Origin of the sequence: Nocardioides sp. URHA0032 (assembly GCF_000620645.1) — a bacterium.
GTDB lineage: Bacteria > Actinomycetota > Actinomycetes > Propionibacteriales > Nocardioidaceae > Nocardioides.
Window position 1 is genome coordinate 22,033 of sequence record NZ_JIAV01000014.1, and the last position, 17,443, is coordinate 39,475.

The following is a 17,443-nucleotide window of genomic DNA, read 5'->3' on the forward strand; positions in this document are numbered from 1 at the left end:
CGTCAGTCGTCGAGCAGCGTGTGGATGTCGGCGGCGAAGTCCGCCGACGAGGTCGTCTCGTTCCAGTACACCGAGCCCTCGTCGTCGGCGTCGACCCCGGTGATGGTGGTGCCGTGGGTGACGTCGTACCCGCCGGTCGGCAGCTTCTCGCCCTGGGTGATCCCGACGCCCATCGGCTTGGCGATGTCGATGATCGTGCGGAGGTCGCCGGTGAGGCCGATGAACTGCGGGTCGAAGTGCGCGAGGTACTGCTTCAGCGCGGACGCGGTGTCGCGGGCGGGGTCGGTGGTCACGAAGACCACGTCGACCCGGTCGCGGTCCTTCTCGTCGAGCCGGGTCATCGCGGAGCCGAGGTTGGACATCACCGTCTGGCAGATGTCCGGGCAGTGCGAGTAGCCGAAGAACACCAGCGTCAGGGGGCGGTCGGTGTCCTTGGTGAGCGAGTACGGCTGGCCGTCGGTGTCGGTCAGCGGCGTGGCCGAGACGTGGAACGGCGGGTCGAGGACGTGCCCGTGCAGCTCTCCGTCGCCCTGCGCGGATCCGCCGCAGGCGCTGAGCGCGAGGAGGGAGGCGATCAGCAGGGCGGCGGCGCTACGCACGCCGTACCCCCGCAGCCAGGTCCTCGGTGAGCGCGGTGAGGGCCCGCAGGCCCGCGTCCCCGTCGCCGGGGTGGTCGAGGAGCGCGCGGACGAACGCCGAGCCGACGATCACGCCGTCCGCGTACCTGGCGATCTCGGCGGCCTGGGCGCCGTTGCTGACGCCGAGGCCGACACCGACCGGGAGGTCGGTCGCGGCCTTGGTGCGGGCGACGAGCGGGCCGGCCAGGTCGCTGGTGGTGGTGCGGGCGCCGGTGACGCCCATGACCGCGGTGGCGTAGACGAAGCCGCGGCAGGCGGCCGTCGTCATCGTGATCCGCTCGTCGGTCGAGGACGGCGCCACCAGGAAGACCTTGTCCAGGTCGTGCTGGTCGGCGGCCGCGATCCACTCCGGACCGCTGTCCGGGGTCAGGTCCGGCGTGATGAGGCCGGCCCCGCCGGCGTTCGCGAGGTCCGCGGCGAAGCGCTCGACGCCGTACCTCACGACGGGGTTCCAGTAGGTCATCACGAGCGTGGGCGTGCCGGTCGCCGCGACCGCCTCGACCGTGCGGAGCACGTCGGAGGTGCGGACGCCGCCCTCGAGTGCCTGCTGCGCCGCGGCCTGGATCGTCGGACCGTCCATGACCGGGTCGCTGTACGGCAGCCCGATCTCGATCACGTCGCAGCCGGCGTCGACCATGGCCCGCAGCGCGTCGATGCCGCCCTGGACGTCGGGGAAGCCGGCGGGGAGGTAGCCCACCAGCGCGGCCCGGCCGTCGGCCGCGGCCTTCTCGAACGCGGTCCGGGCCGTCACCGCGGCGCCTCCGTCCGGTTCAGGCCGAAGTACTCCATCGCGGTCTCCATGTCCTTGTCGCCGCGGCCCGAGAGGTTGACCAGGATGGTCTGGCCCGGTCGCTCCTCCGCGAGCCTGACGGCGCCGGCGACGGCGTGCGCGGACTCGATCGCGGGGATGATCCCCTCGGTGCGCGCGAGCAGCGCCATCGCGTCCATCGCCTCGGCGTCGGTGGCGGGGAGGTACGTCGCCCGGCCGGTCGCGGCGAGGTGCGCGTGCTGGGGGCCGACCCCCGGGTAGTCGAGGCCGGCGGAGATCGAGTGCGACTCGACCGTCTGGCCGTCGTCGTCCTGGAGCACGTACGTGCGGGCACCGTGCAGCACCCCGGGGTCTCCGGCGTGGATCGTCGAGGCGTGTCGGCCGGTGTCGAAGCCCTCTCCCCCGGCCTCGAACCCGTAGATCGCCACGGCCTCGTCGTCGAGGAACGCCGTGAACAGGCCGATCGCGTTGGACCCGCCGCCCACGCAGGCCGCGATCACGTCCGGGAGTACGCCGTACTGCTCGAGGCACTGGGCGCGCGCCTCGTCGCCGATGCCGCGCGTGAAGTCGCGGACCATGCTCGGGAAGGGGTGCGGACCGGCCGCGGTGCCGAAGAGGTACGCCGTGTGGTCGACGCTGGCCACCCAGTCGCGCAGCGCCTCGTTGATCGCGTCCTTGAGCGTCGCGCTGCCGGAGTCGACCGGGACGACCGTCGCGCCGAGCAGGTTCATCCGCGCCACGTTGAGTGCCTGGCGCCTGGTGTCCACCGAGCCCATGTAGACCGTGCAGTCCAGGCCGAAGTACGCCGCCGCGGTGGCGCTCGCGACGCCGTGCTGGCCGGCGCCGGTCTCCGCGATCACGCGGGTCTTGCCCATCCGGCGGGTGAGCAGCGCCTGGCCGAGCACGTTGCGGATCTTGTGTGCGCCGGTGTGGTTGAGGTCCTCGCGCTTGAGCAGGATCCGGGCGCCGAGCCGCTGGCTGAGCCGCTCCGCGTGGTAGAGCGGGCTGGGCAGGCCGGCGTACTCGCGCAGGATCGCCTCGAACTCCGCGACGAACGCGGGATCGGCCATCGCCTCGTGCCAGGCGACGGTCAGCTCGTCCAGGGCGGCGACCAGGGCCTCCGGCATGAACCGGCCCCCGAACCCCGTGACCGGGTCGCCGAACCAGCCGCGCTCGTCGGCGTCGAAGCGGGTCGGTGCCGTGCTCATGCCACCACTCCTGTCATCGCGGCGACCGCGGCCTCCGGGTCGCCGTCCTTCACCAGCGCCTCACCGACCAGCACCGCGCGGGCGCCTTCGCCCATGAAGCGCCGCACGTCGGCAGGGCTGAAGATCCCGCTCTCCGCGACCTTGACGCGGTCATCGGGGACGAGCGGCGCGAGCCGCCCGAAGGTGTCGTCGTGGATCGTGAGGGTCCTGAGGTCGCGGGCGTTGACTCCCACCAGCTCGGCGCCGAGCGCGACCGCCCGCTCGGTCTCCGCCTCGTCGTGCACCTCCACGAGCACGGTGAGCCCCAGCTCGCTGGCCTCGTCGTGCAGGCGGCGGAGGGTGTCGTCGTCGAGGGCGGCGACGATCAGCAGCACCAGGTCGGCACCGGCCGCGCGGGCCTCGACGAGCTGGTAGCTCGTGACGATGAAGTCCTTGCGGAGGACCGGGATGTCCACGGCGGCGCGGACCGCACGCAGGTCGTCGAGGCTGCCGCCGAAGCGGCGCTGCTCGGTCAGCACGCTGATCGCGGCGGCCCCGCCCGCGGCGTACCGCTGCGCGAGCTCGGCCGGGTCGGGGATGTCGGCCAGGTCGCCCTTGCTGGGGCTGCGGCGCTTGACCTCCGCGATGACGCTGGAGCCCGGCGCGCGGAGGTGCGGCATCGGGTCACGCGGCGGGTCGGCGTCCGCGAGCGCGGCGCGGAGGTCGGCCAGGCTGGTCGCGGACTCCCGCTCGGCGAGGTCGACCCGCACGCCGGCGACGATCTCGTCGAGCACGGACATGACGCACAGTGTTTCACGCTGTCAGTGGCCCACGCGCATGGGTAGTGTCCCGCCCAACGGCCGGCAGACGGACGGCCTCGACGAAGGGTTCCACCTGTGAGCTACTCCGAACCGCCTCCCCCGCCGCCGCAGTACGGCGCACCCCAGCCGCCGTACGGTGGAGCGCCGGCGCCGAACCACCCGCGAGCCACGCTGACGCTGATCCTCGGCATCCTCAGCATCCCGTGCTGCGGCCTGTTCACCGGCATCCCGGCGATCATCCTGGGACGCGGCGCCCTCGCCGAGATCGACGCCAACCCCGGTCAGTACGGCGGTCGCGGCCAGGTCAACGCGGGTTACATCTGCGGCATCATCGGCACCGTGCTCTCGGTCGTCGGCATCATCGTCAACATCCTCGTCCGGGTCAGCTGACCCACCGACGCAGCGGGACCGGTCAGGGTGCCAGCCAGGCGCCGATCGCGAGGTTGCGGAGCACGGTGAACACCACCGCCGCGATGCCGAGCGAGACCAGGAAGGCCCGGGTCAGCCGCACGTTCGGCTCACGCACCCGGCCGGTCCACCGCTCGTAAGCCCAGCGTCCGAGCAGGAACACCAGCAGCGGCAGCAACGCCACGAACAGGATGTTGCTCGAGGCCGCGGCGCCGACCTGGCCCCGGGTCAGGTCGTTGACCGCGCGCAGGCCCCCGCATCCCGGGCAGTAGAAGCCCAGCGCCGCACTGGGGCAGTAGCCCCACGACCCGCTGTCGTGCGGGTCGCGGACGTGGAGGGCGGCGGTGAGGAGCGCGAGCCCGCCGATCGTCACCGCGGGTCCGACGACCCGGCGCCAGCGCTGTTCCGACCACGCCGCACCCACCGGGGGCGGCGGCACGGTCACGGTCATGGCTGGACCCTCAGCGGCTCAGTGGCCGGACTCGTGGAAGCCGAGCTTTGCCATGACGCCGAACACCACCAGCGACGCGGCGCCGAGTGCGACGCCGACCCAGAAGATGGTCATGTTGACCGGGTCCAGCAGCAGGCCCACGGCGCCGACCACGAAGCCGAGCATGGCGACCGTGACGGCCGTCCAGGCAGCGGGGGTGTTGCCGTGGTTGTCAGACATGCGGGGCTCCTCCAGGGGAAGTCATGGCGTTGCTGGGACAGTCTATTCAGGGTCGGCGGCCGTCGGATCGCGACCCTCGTCCATGGCCTTCCACAGGTCCAGGCTGGACTGCTCCTCCGGCTCTGCCGCGATCGGCTCGGCGGCTGCCCCGGGCGCGTCGTAGCGGGCGCCCATCTCCGGCCACGCCGGCGCGAGCACGAACGCAGCCACCGCGGCCACCATCGAGAGCACCGCACCGACCGCGGCGGCCCACCACCACGAGGTGTGGCTGATCGAGGAGCTGGTCACCCCGACCTGGGCCAGCTCGTCGCGCAGCTGGGCGGGCACCTGGCTCCAGGCGACGAGCGTGGCGACCAGCGCCCCCGTGGAGGCCAGCGCGGCGAGAACGGCCACGGCGCGGCGTACCCGGCCGCGGGTCACCAGCACCACGCCCCAGCAGGCCAGCACCACCAGGCCCAGCGCGGTGACGAGCGGCATGTGGGCGTCGAACGAGATCAGCAGGCTCGACATCGCCCCCGCGGCGGCACCGCTGCCCGACACGGCCGGATGGTTGCCGGCGACCGCGGTCACCGTGCCGGCGGCGAGGCCGAGCAGCACGACCGGCCCGAAGGTACGCCGGCGGTCAGGCATCGGCGAGCAGGAGGTCGGCGTCGAAGCAGGTCCGGTCGCCGGTGTGGCAGGCGGCACCGACCTGGTCGACCTTGACCAGCAGGGTGTCGCCGTCGCAGTCGAGCCGGACCTCCTTGACCCACTGCACGTGCCCGGACGTGTCGCCCTTGACCCAGTACTCCTGGCGGGAGCGGCTCCAGTACGTCGCCCGCCCGCTGCTCAGCGTGCGGGCCAACGCCTCGTCGTCCATCCAGCCGAGCATCAGCACCTCGCCGGTGTCGTGCTGCTGGACGACGGCGGGCACGAGTCGGTCGGCGGAGCGCTTGAGGCGGTCCGCGATCGCCGGGTCGAGGGAGGTCACGGCACCCATTGTCCCCGCCGTGGCTATCAGCTGGCCTGCTGGGCGACCCAGCTGGCGTACAGCCCGGCGTACACCGAGCCCTCCTGCTGGGCGAGGACGGCGTGCGGGCCGCGCTGCACGATCCGGCCCTTGTCGACCACGATCACCTCGTCGGCACCCTCGGCGGTCGTGAGCCGGTGCGCGATCGTGACCGACGTACGGCCGCGCATCAGCCGCTCGAGCGCCCGGCTGATCCGCATCTCCAGGGCGGGGTCGACGGCACTCGTCGCCTCGTCCAGGACCAGCAGGTCGGGGTCGGCGAGCTGTGCGCGCCACAGCGCCACCAGCTGGCGCTCGCCGGCCGACATCGACTCGCCGCGCTGGCCCACCTGGGTGGCGATGCCGCCGGGCAGCCCCGCCAGCCAGTCGCCGAGGCCGAGGTCGTCGGCGGCCGCGACGATCTCCTCGTCGGTGGCGTCGAGACGGCCGTAGCGCACGTTGGCGGCGATCGAGTCGTCGAACAGGAAGCCCTCCTGAGGCACCAGCACCACGCTGCGCCGCATCGAGGCCTGCGCGATGTCGCGCACGTCTATCCCGTCCAGCAGCACGGCACCCTCGGTCGGGTCCATCAGCCGGGTGAGCAGCTTCGCGATGGTGGACTTGCCGGAGCCGGTCTCGCCGACGACCGCGATGCGGGTGCCGGCCGCGATCTCCAGGTCGATGTCGCGGAGCACCGGCGGGCCGCCCGGGTAGGCGAACGTCACGTCGCGGAACGTCACGTCCACCGGCTCGTGCGGCAGGGTCGCGCCGTCGGGGCCGGGGTCCACGAGGTCGGCGGGCGTGTCGAGGATGCCGATCACCCGGCGCCACGACGCGATCGCGTTCTGCGCGTCGGTGAGGATCTGGGTGCCCATCTGCACCGGGCCGACGAACAGCGACACGAGGAACGCGAACGCCAGCACCGTGCCGGCCGTGATGTCGCCGGCGAAGCCGAGCCAGACCCCGACGATCAGCACGCCGGCGTTGGCCAGGCCCGCCGAGACGCCGCCGAGGGAGAACGAGATCACCGTGAAGCGCTGGGCGCTGGTGCTCGACGTCTTGTACTCGTCGATCGCGTGGTCGATCCGCGCCTGGGTGCGGTCCTCGACGGCGTAGGACCGCACGACCGCCGCGCCGACCACGGGCTCGGAGATCGCCGAGAGCATCGCGCCGACCTGCCGGCGCACCACGGAGTAGGCGTCCGAGAGCTTGCGCTGGAAGTAGCGGATCGACAGGAAGAGAGGAGCGAAGCAGACCCAGACGACGAGCGCGAGCTGCCAGCTGTAGATGACCATCACGATCGTCGCGACCAGCACCTGGCCGGTGCTGACGACGAAGAGCAGGCCGCCGTACACGAGGAACTGGCTGACCTGGTCGACGTCGCTGGTGACCCGCGAGACCAGGGCGCCACGGCGCTCGGTGTTCTGGGTGAGCAGCGGCAGGTCGTGGACGTGGCGGAACGCCTTGATCCGCAGTGTCGCGAGGCCGCGCTCGGAAGTGGTGAACAGGCGGGACGTCATCAGGTACGACGCGAAGCTCGTGACGGCGAGCGCGAGCGCCGCGGCGATGCCCATCTCGACGGTGAAGGCGACGTCCGGGCCGTCCGGGCCGTTGAGGCCGTGGTCGATGGTCCGCTGCACCGCCACCGGGACGATGACCTGGCCGATCGAGGCGATGAGCGCGAGCACCAGCGTCCAGCCGATGCCGTCCTTCAGCTCGGGTGAGAAGTGCACGCCGCGGCGGATCGTCGCGATCGCGCCGATCTCCTCGCCGGTGTCCATGCTCGTGCCGGCAGCCGTGCTCACTCCGCCTCCTGCATCTCGGCCGACGACTCGGCCGGCACGTCGGCGCGCATCTCGTAGGCGTTCACGAGGTGGGCGTACGCCGGGCTGCGCGCGAGCAGCTCCGCGTGCGTGCCCCGGTCGGCCACGCGGCCGTCCTCGAGGTGCACGACCTCGTCGGCCAGCGAGATCGTGGCCTTGCGGTAGGCGACGACGACCAGCGTGCTGTCGTGGCTGCCGGACCGGAGCGCCTCGAGGATCCGTGCCTCGACCTCCGGGTCGACGGCCGACGTCGCGTCGTCGAGGACGAGCAGCCGCGGCTTGCGGACCAAGGCGCGGGCCAGGGAGATGCGCTGCCGCTGCCCGCCCGAGAGCGAGGCGCCGCGCTCCCCCAGCTGGGTGTCCAGGCCGTGCGGCAGGGCGGCGACGAACCCGTCGGCCTGCGCCGCGCGCAGCGCCGCCCAGACCTCCTCGTCGGAGACGTCCGCCCCGAGGGTGACGTTGTCGCGCACCGTGTCGTCGAAGAGGAACGCCGTCTGGGCGACCACCGAGACCACCTGCGCGAGCTCGCCCCTGGCCAGGTCGCGCAGGTCGGTCCCGTCGAGCAGGATCCGGCCCTCGGCGGGGTCGACCAGCCGGGCCATCAGGTTGGTGAGCGTGCTCTTGCCGGACGCGGTCGCACCGACCAGCGCGACCGTGCGGCCGGGCTCGACGGTGAACGTCACGTCCTCGAGCAGGTGCTGCTCCGGGTCGTACCGGTACGCCAGGCCCTCGACCGCGAGCCGGGCGCCGGCCTGCGAGCGGACCGCCGGCGCGTCGCCGTACTGCATCTCGCCGGTGGCGCGCAGCACGCTGCGCACCCGGTTGAAGCCGACGACGCTGCGCGGGAACTCGCCGAGCAGCCAGCCGATCGAGCGGATCGGGAACGCGACGATGGTGAGGAGGTAGGCGACGGTCACGACGTCACCGGCGTCGGTGGCACCGCCGAGCACCCGCTCGACGCCGACGGCGAGGACGACGAGGACGCCGAGGCTGGGCAGCGCGGCCAGGGTCGGGTCGAACGCCGCGCGGATCCGGCCGGCCCGCATGTTGACGTCGCGCAGCCGGTGGGCGGTCTCGGCGAACCGCTCCGTCTCCTCGGACTCGCGGCCCAGGGTCTTGACGACCATCGCGCCGTCGAACGACTCGTGCGCGACCTCGCTGAGCTCGGCGCGCAGCTGCTGCGCCTTCGTCATGAGCGGCGAGGAGTAGCGCTGGTAGAAGAGGTTCGCGACGACCACGGCCGGGAACACCAGCAGGCCGACGACGGCCATCACGACGTCGGCGAGGAACATCTGCACGATCGCGATCACCATCATCGCGACGGTGCCGACCGCCATCGGCAGCGGCGCGATCGGGCCCCACGCGGCCTCGACGTCGGAGTTGGCGTTCGAGAGCAGCTGCCCGGTCGGGTGACGCTGGTGCCACTCCATCGGGAGGGAGAGGTACTGCCGGGTCACGGCACGACGGGTGTGCGCCTGCATGCGGTACTGCATGACGCCCGCTCCAAGGCGGCGCGCCACGATCCCGACCGCGCGCAGCAGCGCCACGCCGAGGAACAGCGCGAACACCGCCCACAGCAGCGAGCTGTCGATCTCGCCGTTCTCGAAGGCCGGCAGCACGACGTGGTCGGTGGCCCAGCCGAGGACCCACGCGTCGGCGACGGTGAGCGCGCCGAACAGCACGCTGCCGATCGTGGAGAGGGTGAAGATCAGCGGCTCGCGGCGGATCGCGACCCCGAGTACGGCGAAGCCCGCGCTCGTCGTACCCCGTCTCTTCGCCACCTGCCCACCTCTCTGTCCGCGGGCCAACCCGCGGACGGGTCAGCCTATTCCCACCCACTGACATCGGGACGGGTGCCGTCGCGACCGCCGTATCCTCCCGACATGACCGAGTACCTGGCGCTGCGCGAGCGGATCGCTCTGTGCGACCTCGCCCTCGCGCTCGGACCCGACGCGCCGACGCTCTGCGAGGGATGGGACGCCCAGGATCTGGTCGCGCACCTGCTCGTGCGCGAGCGCAACCCGATCTCGTCGCTCGGCAACATCGTGCCCCCGCTCGCGGGTCTCAATGCGCGGGCGATGGAGCGCCGGAAGGCGAAGTCCTTCGAGGTGCAGGTCGAGAAGCTCCGGACGCCGTCGCCGCTCCTGCGTGCCCTGCGGCCGGTCGACAAGATGATCAACACGTTCGAGATGGTCGTGCACCACGAGGACCTGCGTCGCGGCGAGGGCGGCTGGGAGCCGCGTGACCTCGCGCCCGCCGACGCCGAGGTGATCTGGTCGCAGCTGAGCCGGGGCGGTGCCTTCTTCGGCCGCAAGCTCCCGGTCCCGACCGTCCTGCGCCGCTCCGACACCGGCGCCTCGGCGACGATGCGCAAGGGCGACCACCCGGTCACCGTCAGCGGACCCGTGGTCGAGCTGGTGCTGTTCCTGTTCGGGCGGTCGGCGATCCGGGACGTCACGTTCGAGGGGCCCGAGGACCGCGTCGCCGCGCTCCGGGCCGCCGATCTGGGGGCATGACGCACCCAGAAGGGTGAGCAAGTGGCAACTGTTGCCAATTCGACGGCGAACGGTTCGTCCATACTTTTTCTGAGGTTCTCTTCAGGACGCCGGATCGCTGCTTAGGCTGAGCGCACTTTCCGGGGGTGCTCTCTCGGGATCGATCTCTCCGCAGCACGCTCTCCATCTCGGTTGCTCCGGCATGCCCGCAGCCGCCCCGCGAAAGGCCACCCGCGTGTCCACTGCCCCCTCCACGCCGCTCCGCCGCCTCGGGCTGCTCGCCCTGGTGCTGGCCGTCGTCCTCTCGCCGCTGGCCCTGCTGGCCGCACCGGCGCAGGCGGCCGGCAGCACCGGCCTGGTCATCAGCGAGGTCTTCGGCGCGAACGCCGCGGCCGCGGCGTACAACCAGGACTACGTCGAGGTCTACAACCCGACGGCGTCGGCGATCTCGCTGGCCGGCAAGTCGGTCCAGTACCGGTCGGCGACGGGCACCGCGGCGAGCAGCAAGGTCGACCTGCCGTCGATCCTGCTGCCGGCGGGCGGGCATTTCCTGGTCGGCGGCGCCTCCACCACGCCCACCACCGCGGCGACCATCACTCCGGACGCAGCCAACACGGGCATGAACCTGTCCGGCACTGCTGGTGTCGTCGTGCTGGCCAACTCCCAGACCCTGCTGTCCCTGCCGGCCGCGACCGATCCCTCGACCTTCCCGGCCGCGGTGATCGATCTCGTCGGGTACGGAACGACCGCCACGCTCTACGAGACCAGCAAGGCCCCGGCCCCGACCACGTCGGGCACTCCCCCGAAGCCGGTCCTGAACCGCGCGGGCAACGGCGCGACCGACACCGACAACAACGGCACCGACTTCTCCACCGCGGCGACCGGTACGCCGCAGGTCTGCGACTGCATCGCCCCGACCGCGCTCAAGATCACCGAGATCTACACCGAGGGCGGCAGGACCGGCGCGGCGTACGACCACGACTACGTCGAGATCCAGAACACCAGCGGTTCGACGCTCACCATGACCGGGCTCAGCCTGCAGTACCGCGCCCCGGGCGCCACCGGCACCGCCACGAAGCTCGTCGACCTGACCGGCAGCATGGCGGCCAACACCTACGACGTCGTCCAGCTCGGCACCGACGGCGCCGCGGGCGCGCCCGTCGCGGACGTCCAGTACGACCTCAGCAGCACCGGGCCGAACCTCGACAGCGCCGGCGGCACCCTCTTCGTGGCCAAGAGGACCAGCGACTACGACCCGGGCACGGGCGCGGTGACGGCGGACCAGTTCCGCGCCGACCTCGTGGGCTGGGGCAGCGGCAACACCTTCGAGACGGCAGCGGCCGACAGCAGCACCGTGACCCCGGCCAAGGCGATCACCCGCCTGGCCGGCGGCACCGACACCGACGACAACAGCGCCGACCTCAACGTCCTCGACCCGACGCCGAACGGCGCACCGGCGATCCCCGAGCTGACCATCGCAGAGATCCAGGGCACCGGCGCCACCACGCCGATGCCCAACGCCATCGTCGAGACGCAGGGCCTCGTCACCGCGTCGTACGGCACCGGCGCCACGGACTTCAAGGGCTTCTACCTGCAGACCGGTGGGCCCGAGACCACGCCCGACGCGTCCGATGCGATCTTCGTCTTCATGGGCAGCAAGACCTCGCCCGCGGTCGGCACCTCCGTCTCGGTCACCGGCCGGGTCTCGGAGTTCTCCGGGATGACCGAGCTGACACCCAGCACGGCCGGCGACGTCACCACGCTCGCCTCCGCGCTGCCCGCGGTCGTCCCCGGCACGCGCCTGCCCGGCACCGACTGCACCGCCGCGGCCGCCGACTGCCTCACCGGCGCGGCCCTGGCCGCCGAGCGCGAGAAGCACGAGGGCGAGCTCTACCAGCCGACCGACCCGTTCACGGTCACCGACGGGTACGACGGCAGCCCGTGGGCCGACTCGGGCTCGAGCAACTTCGGTGAGATCGGCCTGGCCGCGAACTCGACCAAGCCGCTCTACCTCAGCGTCGACCTGGTCAACCCCCGCGACGACCTGGCCGCGTTCAACGCCAACGAGGCGTTCAACGAGGCCCACGCGATCACGCTGTCCGACGCCCAGTCGGGCACGGCCTCGACGAGCGCGGCCTTCCCGTGGATGACCAAGGACCACACCGTCCGGGTCGGCGCCGCCGTCACGTTCCCCGAGCCCGTCGTCCTCGACTACCGCAACAGCGCGTGGAACCTCCAGCCGATCCACCCGGTGACCGCCGGCGACACCGGTGAGGGCAAGGTCTCGATCGAGCAGGACCGGCCGGCCGCCCCCGACGACGTCCTCGGCACCACCGGCAACGTCAAGATCGCCACGTTCAACATGCTCAACTACTTCGTGCACGACGCGCAGAGCTGGGCGAGCCTGCCCGACGACGCGGCCGGACACGACCGGCACTGCACGTACTACACGGAGCGCAGCGGGAGCACGGCTCCCGGCAACCGCGTCACCGCCAACACCTGCTCGTGGACCGACACCCGCGGCGTCGTCCCCCCGGCGAGCCCGGTCGTGGACGGCGGCCTCGGCCCCCGCGGTGCGGCGCAGAAGTGCAACTGCGCGGACCTGAGCGACCCCAACGCCGACTTCGAGCGCCAGCAGGCCAAGGAGATCCTCGCCATCAACACGATGGACGCGGACGTGATGAGCCTGGAGGAGGTCGAGAACCCGATCAAGCTCGGCTACGGCGGCGTCACGCCGACCGCTGCCGACCGCGACATCGCGGTCGCCCACCTGGTCGACGTGCTGAACCAGGCCTGGAGCGCCGGACACGGCGGCGAGGACACGGTGGCCAACCCGCGCTGGGCGTTCGTGCCCAGCCCGCGGCCGGAGGCCCAGCCGACGATCGCTGAGCAGGACGCCATCCGCTCGGCCTTCATCTACAACCCCCGCAAGATCGAGACGGTCGGCCGCTCGGAGATCCTGGTGAACTCCGCACCGTTCCGCAACGCCCGTGAGCCGCTGGCCCAGGCCTTCAAGCGGGTCGGCGGCAACCGCGACGACGGCTTCGTCGTCATCGTCAACCACCTCAAGTCCAAGAGTGCTCCGCAGGACCCGACGACCGTCGTCGGCACCGACAACGACGACGCCGGCAAGGGCGCCGGCTACTACAACGGCGACCGGGTGCGGCAGGCCAGGGCCCTCGCCGCGTTCGCCGACTCCGTCTCCCAGGACAAGGGCATCCCGGCGGTCTTCATGACCGGCGACTACAACGCCTACAGCCACGAGGACCCGGTGCAGACCCTCGAGGCCGCCGGCTGGCACAACCTCGAGCCGCAGAACGGCGAGGCGTCGTACTCCTTCGCCGGCCTGGCCGGGTCGCTGGACCACGTCTTCGCGAACGACGCCGCCGTCGGCATGGTGTCCGGTCAGACCGTCTGGCCGATCAACGCCAACGAGCCGGTCTACTACGAGTACAGCCGGTACAACTACGACCTCACCCAGTTCTACGACGGCACCGTCCCGTTCCGCGCTTCGGACCACAACCCGGAGATCATCGGCGTCGACGCTCCGGTGAACCCGCCGCTCGAGGACGTCGACACCGTCCAGGTGCTCGCCTCGAACGACTTCCACGGCCGGATCCTCGACGACCCGGCGAGCGCCGCTGCCGGTGCCGCCGCGATGGCCGGCGCGGTCAAGGGGCTGCGTGCCGACAACCCGAACACGCTCTTCGCGATGGCCGGCGACCTCATCGGCGGCTCGACGTTCGAGTCCTTCATCGCCAAGGACAAGCCGACCATCGACGCGATGAACGAGGCCGGCCTGGACGTCTCGTCAGCGGGCAACCACGAGTTCGACAAGGGCTACCGCGACCTGATCGACCGGGTCATGAAGCCCTACGACGCCACCGACAACAAGTACGGCGGCGCGAACTGGCCCTACCTCGCGGCCAACGTGCGGCTGAAGTCGGACGGCAGCTACGCGCTGAAGTCCGACCGCGCGGACCACGGCTACGACCACTCCGACGGCGCGACCTGGTGGAAGACGCTGGACGACGGCCACACGGTCGGGTTCATCGGCGCGGTCACCGAGGACCTGCCGTCCCTGGTGGCGCCGTCCGCGCTCGAGGAGGTCGACGTCACCCCGATCGTCGCCGAGGTCAACGCGGCCGCCGACCGGCTCAAGGGCCCCGGGGGCTGCGGCTCCGACGACGGCTGTGACCTCGTCATCGAGCTGGTCCACGAGGGTGCCGCGACGCCGGCGCTCTCCTCGCTGACCGATGGCTCCAAGTTCGCGCAGATCGTCAACGGCGCGAACGAGAACGTCGACGCGATCGTGTCCGGCCACACGCACCTGAAGTACAACCACAAGCTTCCCGTGGAGGCGTGGGCCACCGAGGATCGTGCGGTCACCGAGCGTCCTGTGGTGTCGGCCGGCCAGTACGGCTCGTACCTCAACCAGCTCGAGTTCGACTTCGAGCCGGGCACCGACAACCTGCTCGACGTCCGCCAGCACGTCCTGGCGATGAAGGACTACGACCCGGACAGCGCCACCCAGGACATCGTCGCCGACGCCGTCGACAACGCGAACGTCCAGGGCCAGGTCAGCCTCGGCTCGGAGGACGGCCCGTTCCAGCGGGCGCGTCGCCAGGACCCGGCCACCAGCACGGTGGTCGAGAACCGCGGTGGCGAGTCGACCCTGGGCAACCTGGTCGCGGAGATCCAGCGCTGGAAGACCGGCGCGGAGATCGGGTTCATGAACCCGGGCGGGCTGCGGGCCGACCTGATGGGCTCGGGCAGCTACCCCTCGGACATCACCTACCGGCAGGCGGCCGACGTGCAGCCGTTCGCCAACACGCTGATGACCGCCGACCTGACCGGCGCGCAGATCAAGACGGTGCTGGAGCAGCAGTGGCAGCGCGACCCCGACGGCAACGTGCCGTCGCGCCCGTTCCTGAGGCTCGGCACCTCGAAGGGCTTCCAGTTCTCCTACGACCCGACCCGCCCCGAGGGCGACCGGATCACCGGGATGTGGCTGGACGGCGACCCGCTCGACGCGGCCACGACGTACCGGGTCTCCGCGACGAACTTCCTGTTCGAGGGCGGTGACAACTTCCGCGGGCTGATCGCCGGCACGCACCAGCAGGACACCGGGTTCTCCGACCTGCAGGCGACGGTCGACTACCTCGCGGCGCACCCGACCGTGAGCCCCGACTTCGGCCAGCACGCGGTCGACGTCCAGGTCACCAGCGCCACCCCCGGCGGCGGCTACGGCACCGGCGACACGGTCACCCTCGACGTGGCGTCGCTGGCGATGACCGGCGACCAGGTGCAGTCCGACACCCAGGACACCGCCGTCCGGGTCTACGACGGCAGCGACCCGGTCGGCCCGGCGGCGGCCGTCGACAACACGCTGCGCAGCCTGCCGGACGACGAGGCCGGCACCGCCCACGTGACGTTCACGGTCCCCGCCGGCGTCACCGGCCCGACCACGACGTTCCTCCTCGAGGGCGACCGGACCGGTACGGCGTTCCCGATCTCGATCCCGACGCGCGACAACCGCACGGCGACCACGGTCTCCGCCGACGACGCCGCCGTCACGTACGGCGAGTCCGGGGACCTCGCGATCACCGTGGCCCCGGCCGCGGCGACCGGGACGGTCACCGTCAAGGACGGCTCGACGGTCCTCGGGACGGCCACGCTGGCCGGCGGTGAGGCGACCTACACCCTGGCGGCCGGGTCTCTCGAGCCCGGCGACCACACGCTGAGCCTGGCGTACGGCGGCGACGCGACCTACGCGCCGTCGACCTCCCCGGTGGACGTCACGGTGTCGAAGGCCACGCCCACCGTCGACGCGGCGGCCTCCCCCGCCACCGTCGCCCCCGGCGAGACCTCGACCGTCCAGGTGCAGGTCTCGGCGACGGGGTCCACCCCGACCGGCACCGTCACCTGCTCGGCGCCCGGCATGACCGACGTCGACGCCACGCTCAGCGGCGGCGAGGCCAGCTGCGAGGTCGGGCCGTGGACCACGGCCGGCGACCGGACCGTCACGGTCGACTACAGCGGCGACGGCCACACGGCGTCCGGCCGGACGACCGAGACCGTCTCGGTTGCCCGGGTCGCGCCGACGGTCAGCGCTCTGGCCAACCCGACCACGGTCACGCAGGGCACCGGCACCTCGGACGTGTCGGTCACCGTGTCGTCCGCGGGAGCCACGCCGACCGGCACGATCACGTGCGACGACGGCACACCGGCCGACGTCGTCCTGGCGTCCGGCGCGACTACCTGCACCGTGGGCCCGTTCGCCACGAGCGGCACCAAGACGGTCACGCTCACCTACTCCGGTGACGCCAACACCGAGGCCGGCAGCACCACCGTCGCCATCGCGGTGACCGCGCCCGGAGGGGGCGGCTCGACCCCGGTCGACACCACGGTGTCCGGCCAGGCCGACCCGATCACCTGGGGCAACGCCGGCAGCGTCCACGTGACGGTGACCTCGACCAAGGCGACCACCGGCACGGTGACGCTGTCCGAGGGCGACAGTGTCCTCGGTAGCGCAGGCGTGGCCACTGACGGCACCGCCGACGTGGTCGTCCCGGCGAAGTCGCTCGCGGCCGGCAGCCACGTGCTGACGCTCCGGTACAGCGGCGACGCGAAGAACAACGCGTCCACGGGTCCGGTCACGGTCGAGGTGATCAAGACCTCGTCCACGACCACGGTCACCGTCGACCCGGCCTCGGTCACGGTCCACCAGGGCAAGGTCACCGTGACCGCCCAGGTGAGCTCGCCGGCCGGCGTACCCGGTGGCTCGGTGGAGTTCGCCGCCGACGGCCTGGTCGTGGCGACCGTCCCGGTGGGTACCGACGGCACCGCGACCGCGCAGATCGGCCCGTTCGACACGGTCCGCACGCACGACGTCACCGCCCGCTACACCGGGGACGACTCGACCACCGGCTCACAGGCCAGTGGGTCGGTCACCGTCACCCGGGCGACGCCGAAGCTGACCGTGGACCGCAGCCCCGACACGGTCGTGCAGAAGGAGACCCGGGTGGTCCTGGACGTGGCCGTGGCCGCGCCCGGCCAGGTGGTCACGGGCGACGTCAAGGTCACCGGTGCCCCGGGCGGCACGATCCTGGCGACGCTCTCGGGCGGCTCCGTGAGGATCAAGCTGCCGGTCTTCACCAAGAACGGCAAGGTGACCCTCGAGGTGACCTACCTGGGCAGCGCGGACAACCAGAAGGTCTCGAAGGAGATCAGCTTCGTGGTGCTGAAGAAGGGCTGACCGGCGGTCGGTTACGCCACCGGCCCGTCGTCCTCGAGACGGCGGGCCGGTGGCGTTCTGGTGGGCGTGCGCCCTCCGCCCACCAAGACACGCCCCACCCAGCCAACATCGACGCCTCAGCGCCACGGCCTCAGTGCGGTCCGGACTGCCAGTCCCGTCCGGTGACCATGCCTCCCTCGACCCGTGTCCGGATCGTGTCGGGTGAGAGCCACGCCTTCCGGCGACTGGGTCGGATGCTGCGATAGGCGCCCCAGCCGACGACCCCCGTGACGATCAGTCCCAACACCCATGCCCACATGGCGTCCTCCTCAGCTCGGCAGAGTTCTTGGTACCCGCAGACTGACGCTGAGCGGGGCACTGCGACATAGGGCGATCGCCCTATTCGA

At 71.9% G+C, this 17,443-nt stretch carries 13 protein-coding genes; 3 read left to right on the forward strand and 10 right to left on the reverse strand.

From position 1 onward, the window contains the following. Window positions 1–2: 2 nt before the first annotated feature. Genes N538_RS0102050 through trpC form a run of 4 tightly spaced genes read right to left on the reverse strand, consistent with a single transcriptional unit; the run spans window position 3 to window position 3,394 of the window. The gene (locus tag N538_RS0102050) at window positions 3–599 is read right to left on the reverse strand and encodes an SCO family protein (RefSeq protein WP_051548626.1); all 597 of its coding nucleotides are present in this window, start codon (window positions 597–599) and stop codon (window positions 3–5) included. Then, window positions 592–1,389, reverse strand: a complete 798-nt coding sequence (gene trpA, locus N538_RS0102055) for a tryptophan synthase subunit alpha (protein WP_028635901.1) — start codon at window positions 1,387–1,389, stop codon at window positions 592–594. Before trpA ends, N538_RS0102050 begins: the two co-directional genes overlap by 8 nt. Beyond that, window positions 1,386–2,615, reverse strand: coding sequence for a tryptophan synthase subunit beta (trpB, locus tag N538_RS0102060; protein ID WP_028635902.1), 1,230 nt, complete (start codon window positions 2,613–2,615; stop codon window positions 1,386–1,388). Before trpB ends, trpA begins: the two co-directional genes overlap by 4 nt. Continuing rightward, window positions 2,612–3,394: an indole-3-glycerol phosphate synthase TrpC gene (trpC, locus tag N538_RS0102065; protein ID WP_028635903.1), complete on the reverse strand. Its 783-nt coding sequence runs from the start codon at window positions 3,392–3,394 to the stop codon at window positions 2,612–2,614. Before trpC ends, trpB begins: the two co-directional genes overlap by 4 nt. A 96-nt stretch (window positions 3,395–3,490) precedes the next feature. Between trpC and N538_RS0102070 the strand changes: the two genes are divergently transcribed. Continuing rightward, entirely contained in the window at window positions 3,491–3,805 is a 315-nt protein-coding gene (locus tag N538_RS0102070; RefSeq protein ID WP_028635904.1) for a DUF4190 domain-containing protein, read from the forward strand. A 22-nt stretch (window positions 3,806–3,827) separates the two neighbouring features. Here N538_RS0102070 and N538_RS0102075 read toward each other — a convergent pair whose 3' ends face one another. Genes N538_RS0102075 through N538_RS0102100 form a run of 6 tightly spaced genes read right to left on the reverse strand, consistent with a single transcriptional unit; the run spans window position 3,828 to window position 9,085 of the window. Further along, window positions 3,828–4,274 (reverse strand): DUF2752 domain-containing protein, encoded by a 447-nt coding sequence (locus N538_RS0102075; protein WP_081790230.1) that lies wholly within the window; start codon window positions 4,272–4,274, stop codon window positions 3,828–3,830. An 18-nt stretch (window positions 4,275–4,292) separates the two neighbouring features. Further along, complete coding sequence (locus N538_RS0102080) at window positions 4,293–4,493, reverse strand: HGxxPAAW family protein (protein ID WP_028635906.1); 201 nt, start codon at window positions 4,491–4,493, stop codon at window positions 4,293–4,295. Window positions 4,494–4,535: 42 nt separating this feature from the next. Continuing rightward, window positions 4,536–5,123, reverse strand: a complete 588-nt coding sequence (locus tag N538_RS27095) for a Trp biosynthesis-associated membrane protein (RefSeq protein WP_051548628.1) — start codon at window positions 5,121–5,123, stop codon at window positions 4,536–4,538. Further along, window positions 5,116–5,463, reverse strand: coding sequence for a phosphoribosyl-AMP cyclohydrolase (gene hisI, locus N538_RS0102090; protein ID WP_028635907.1), 348 nt, complete (start codon window positions 5,461–5,463; stop codon window positions 5,116–5,118). The genes N538_RS27095 and hisI overlap by 8 nt, the downstream gene beginning before the upstream one ends. A gap of 26 nt (window positions 5,464–5,489) precedes the next feature. Next, window positions 5,490–7,286 (reverse strand): ABC transporter ATP-binding protein, encoded by a 1,797-nt coding sequence (locus N538_RS0102095; RefSeq protein WP_028635908.1) that lies wholly within the window; start codon window positions 7,284–7,286, stop codon window positions 5,490–5,492. Then, complete coding sequence (locus N538_RS0102100) at window positions 7,283–9,085, reverse strand: ABC transporter ATP-binding protein (protein ID WP_028635909.1); 1,803 nt, start codon at window positions 9,083–9,085, stop codon at window positions 7,283–7,285. Before N538_RS0102100 ends, N538_RS0102095 begins: the two co-directional genes overlap by 4 nt. 102 nt (window positions 9,086–9,187) lie before the next feature. Here N538_RS0102100 and N538_RS0102105 point away from each other — a divergent pair, with 102 nt between their 5' ends. Both N538_RS0102105 and N538_RS0102110 read left to right on the forward strand, forming a co-directional pair. Continuing rightward, window positions 9,188–9,820 carry a TIGR03085 family metal-binding protein gene (locus tag N538_RS0102105; RefSeq protein ID WP_028635910.1) on the forward strand — a complete coding sequence of 211 codons (633 nt, stop codon included), beginning with the start codon at window positions 9,188–9,190 and terminating at the stop codon, window positions 9,818–9,820. A 214-nt stretch (window positions 9,821–10,034) separates the two neighbouring features. Continuing rightward, window positions 10,035–17,057 (forward strand): ExeM/NucH family extracellular endonuclease, encoded by a 7,023-nt coding sequence (locus N538_RS0102110; protein ID WP_028635911.1) that lies wholly within the window; start codon window positions 10,035–10,037, stop codon window positions 17,055–17,057. Window positions 17,058–17,443 lie beyond the last annotated feature (386 nt).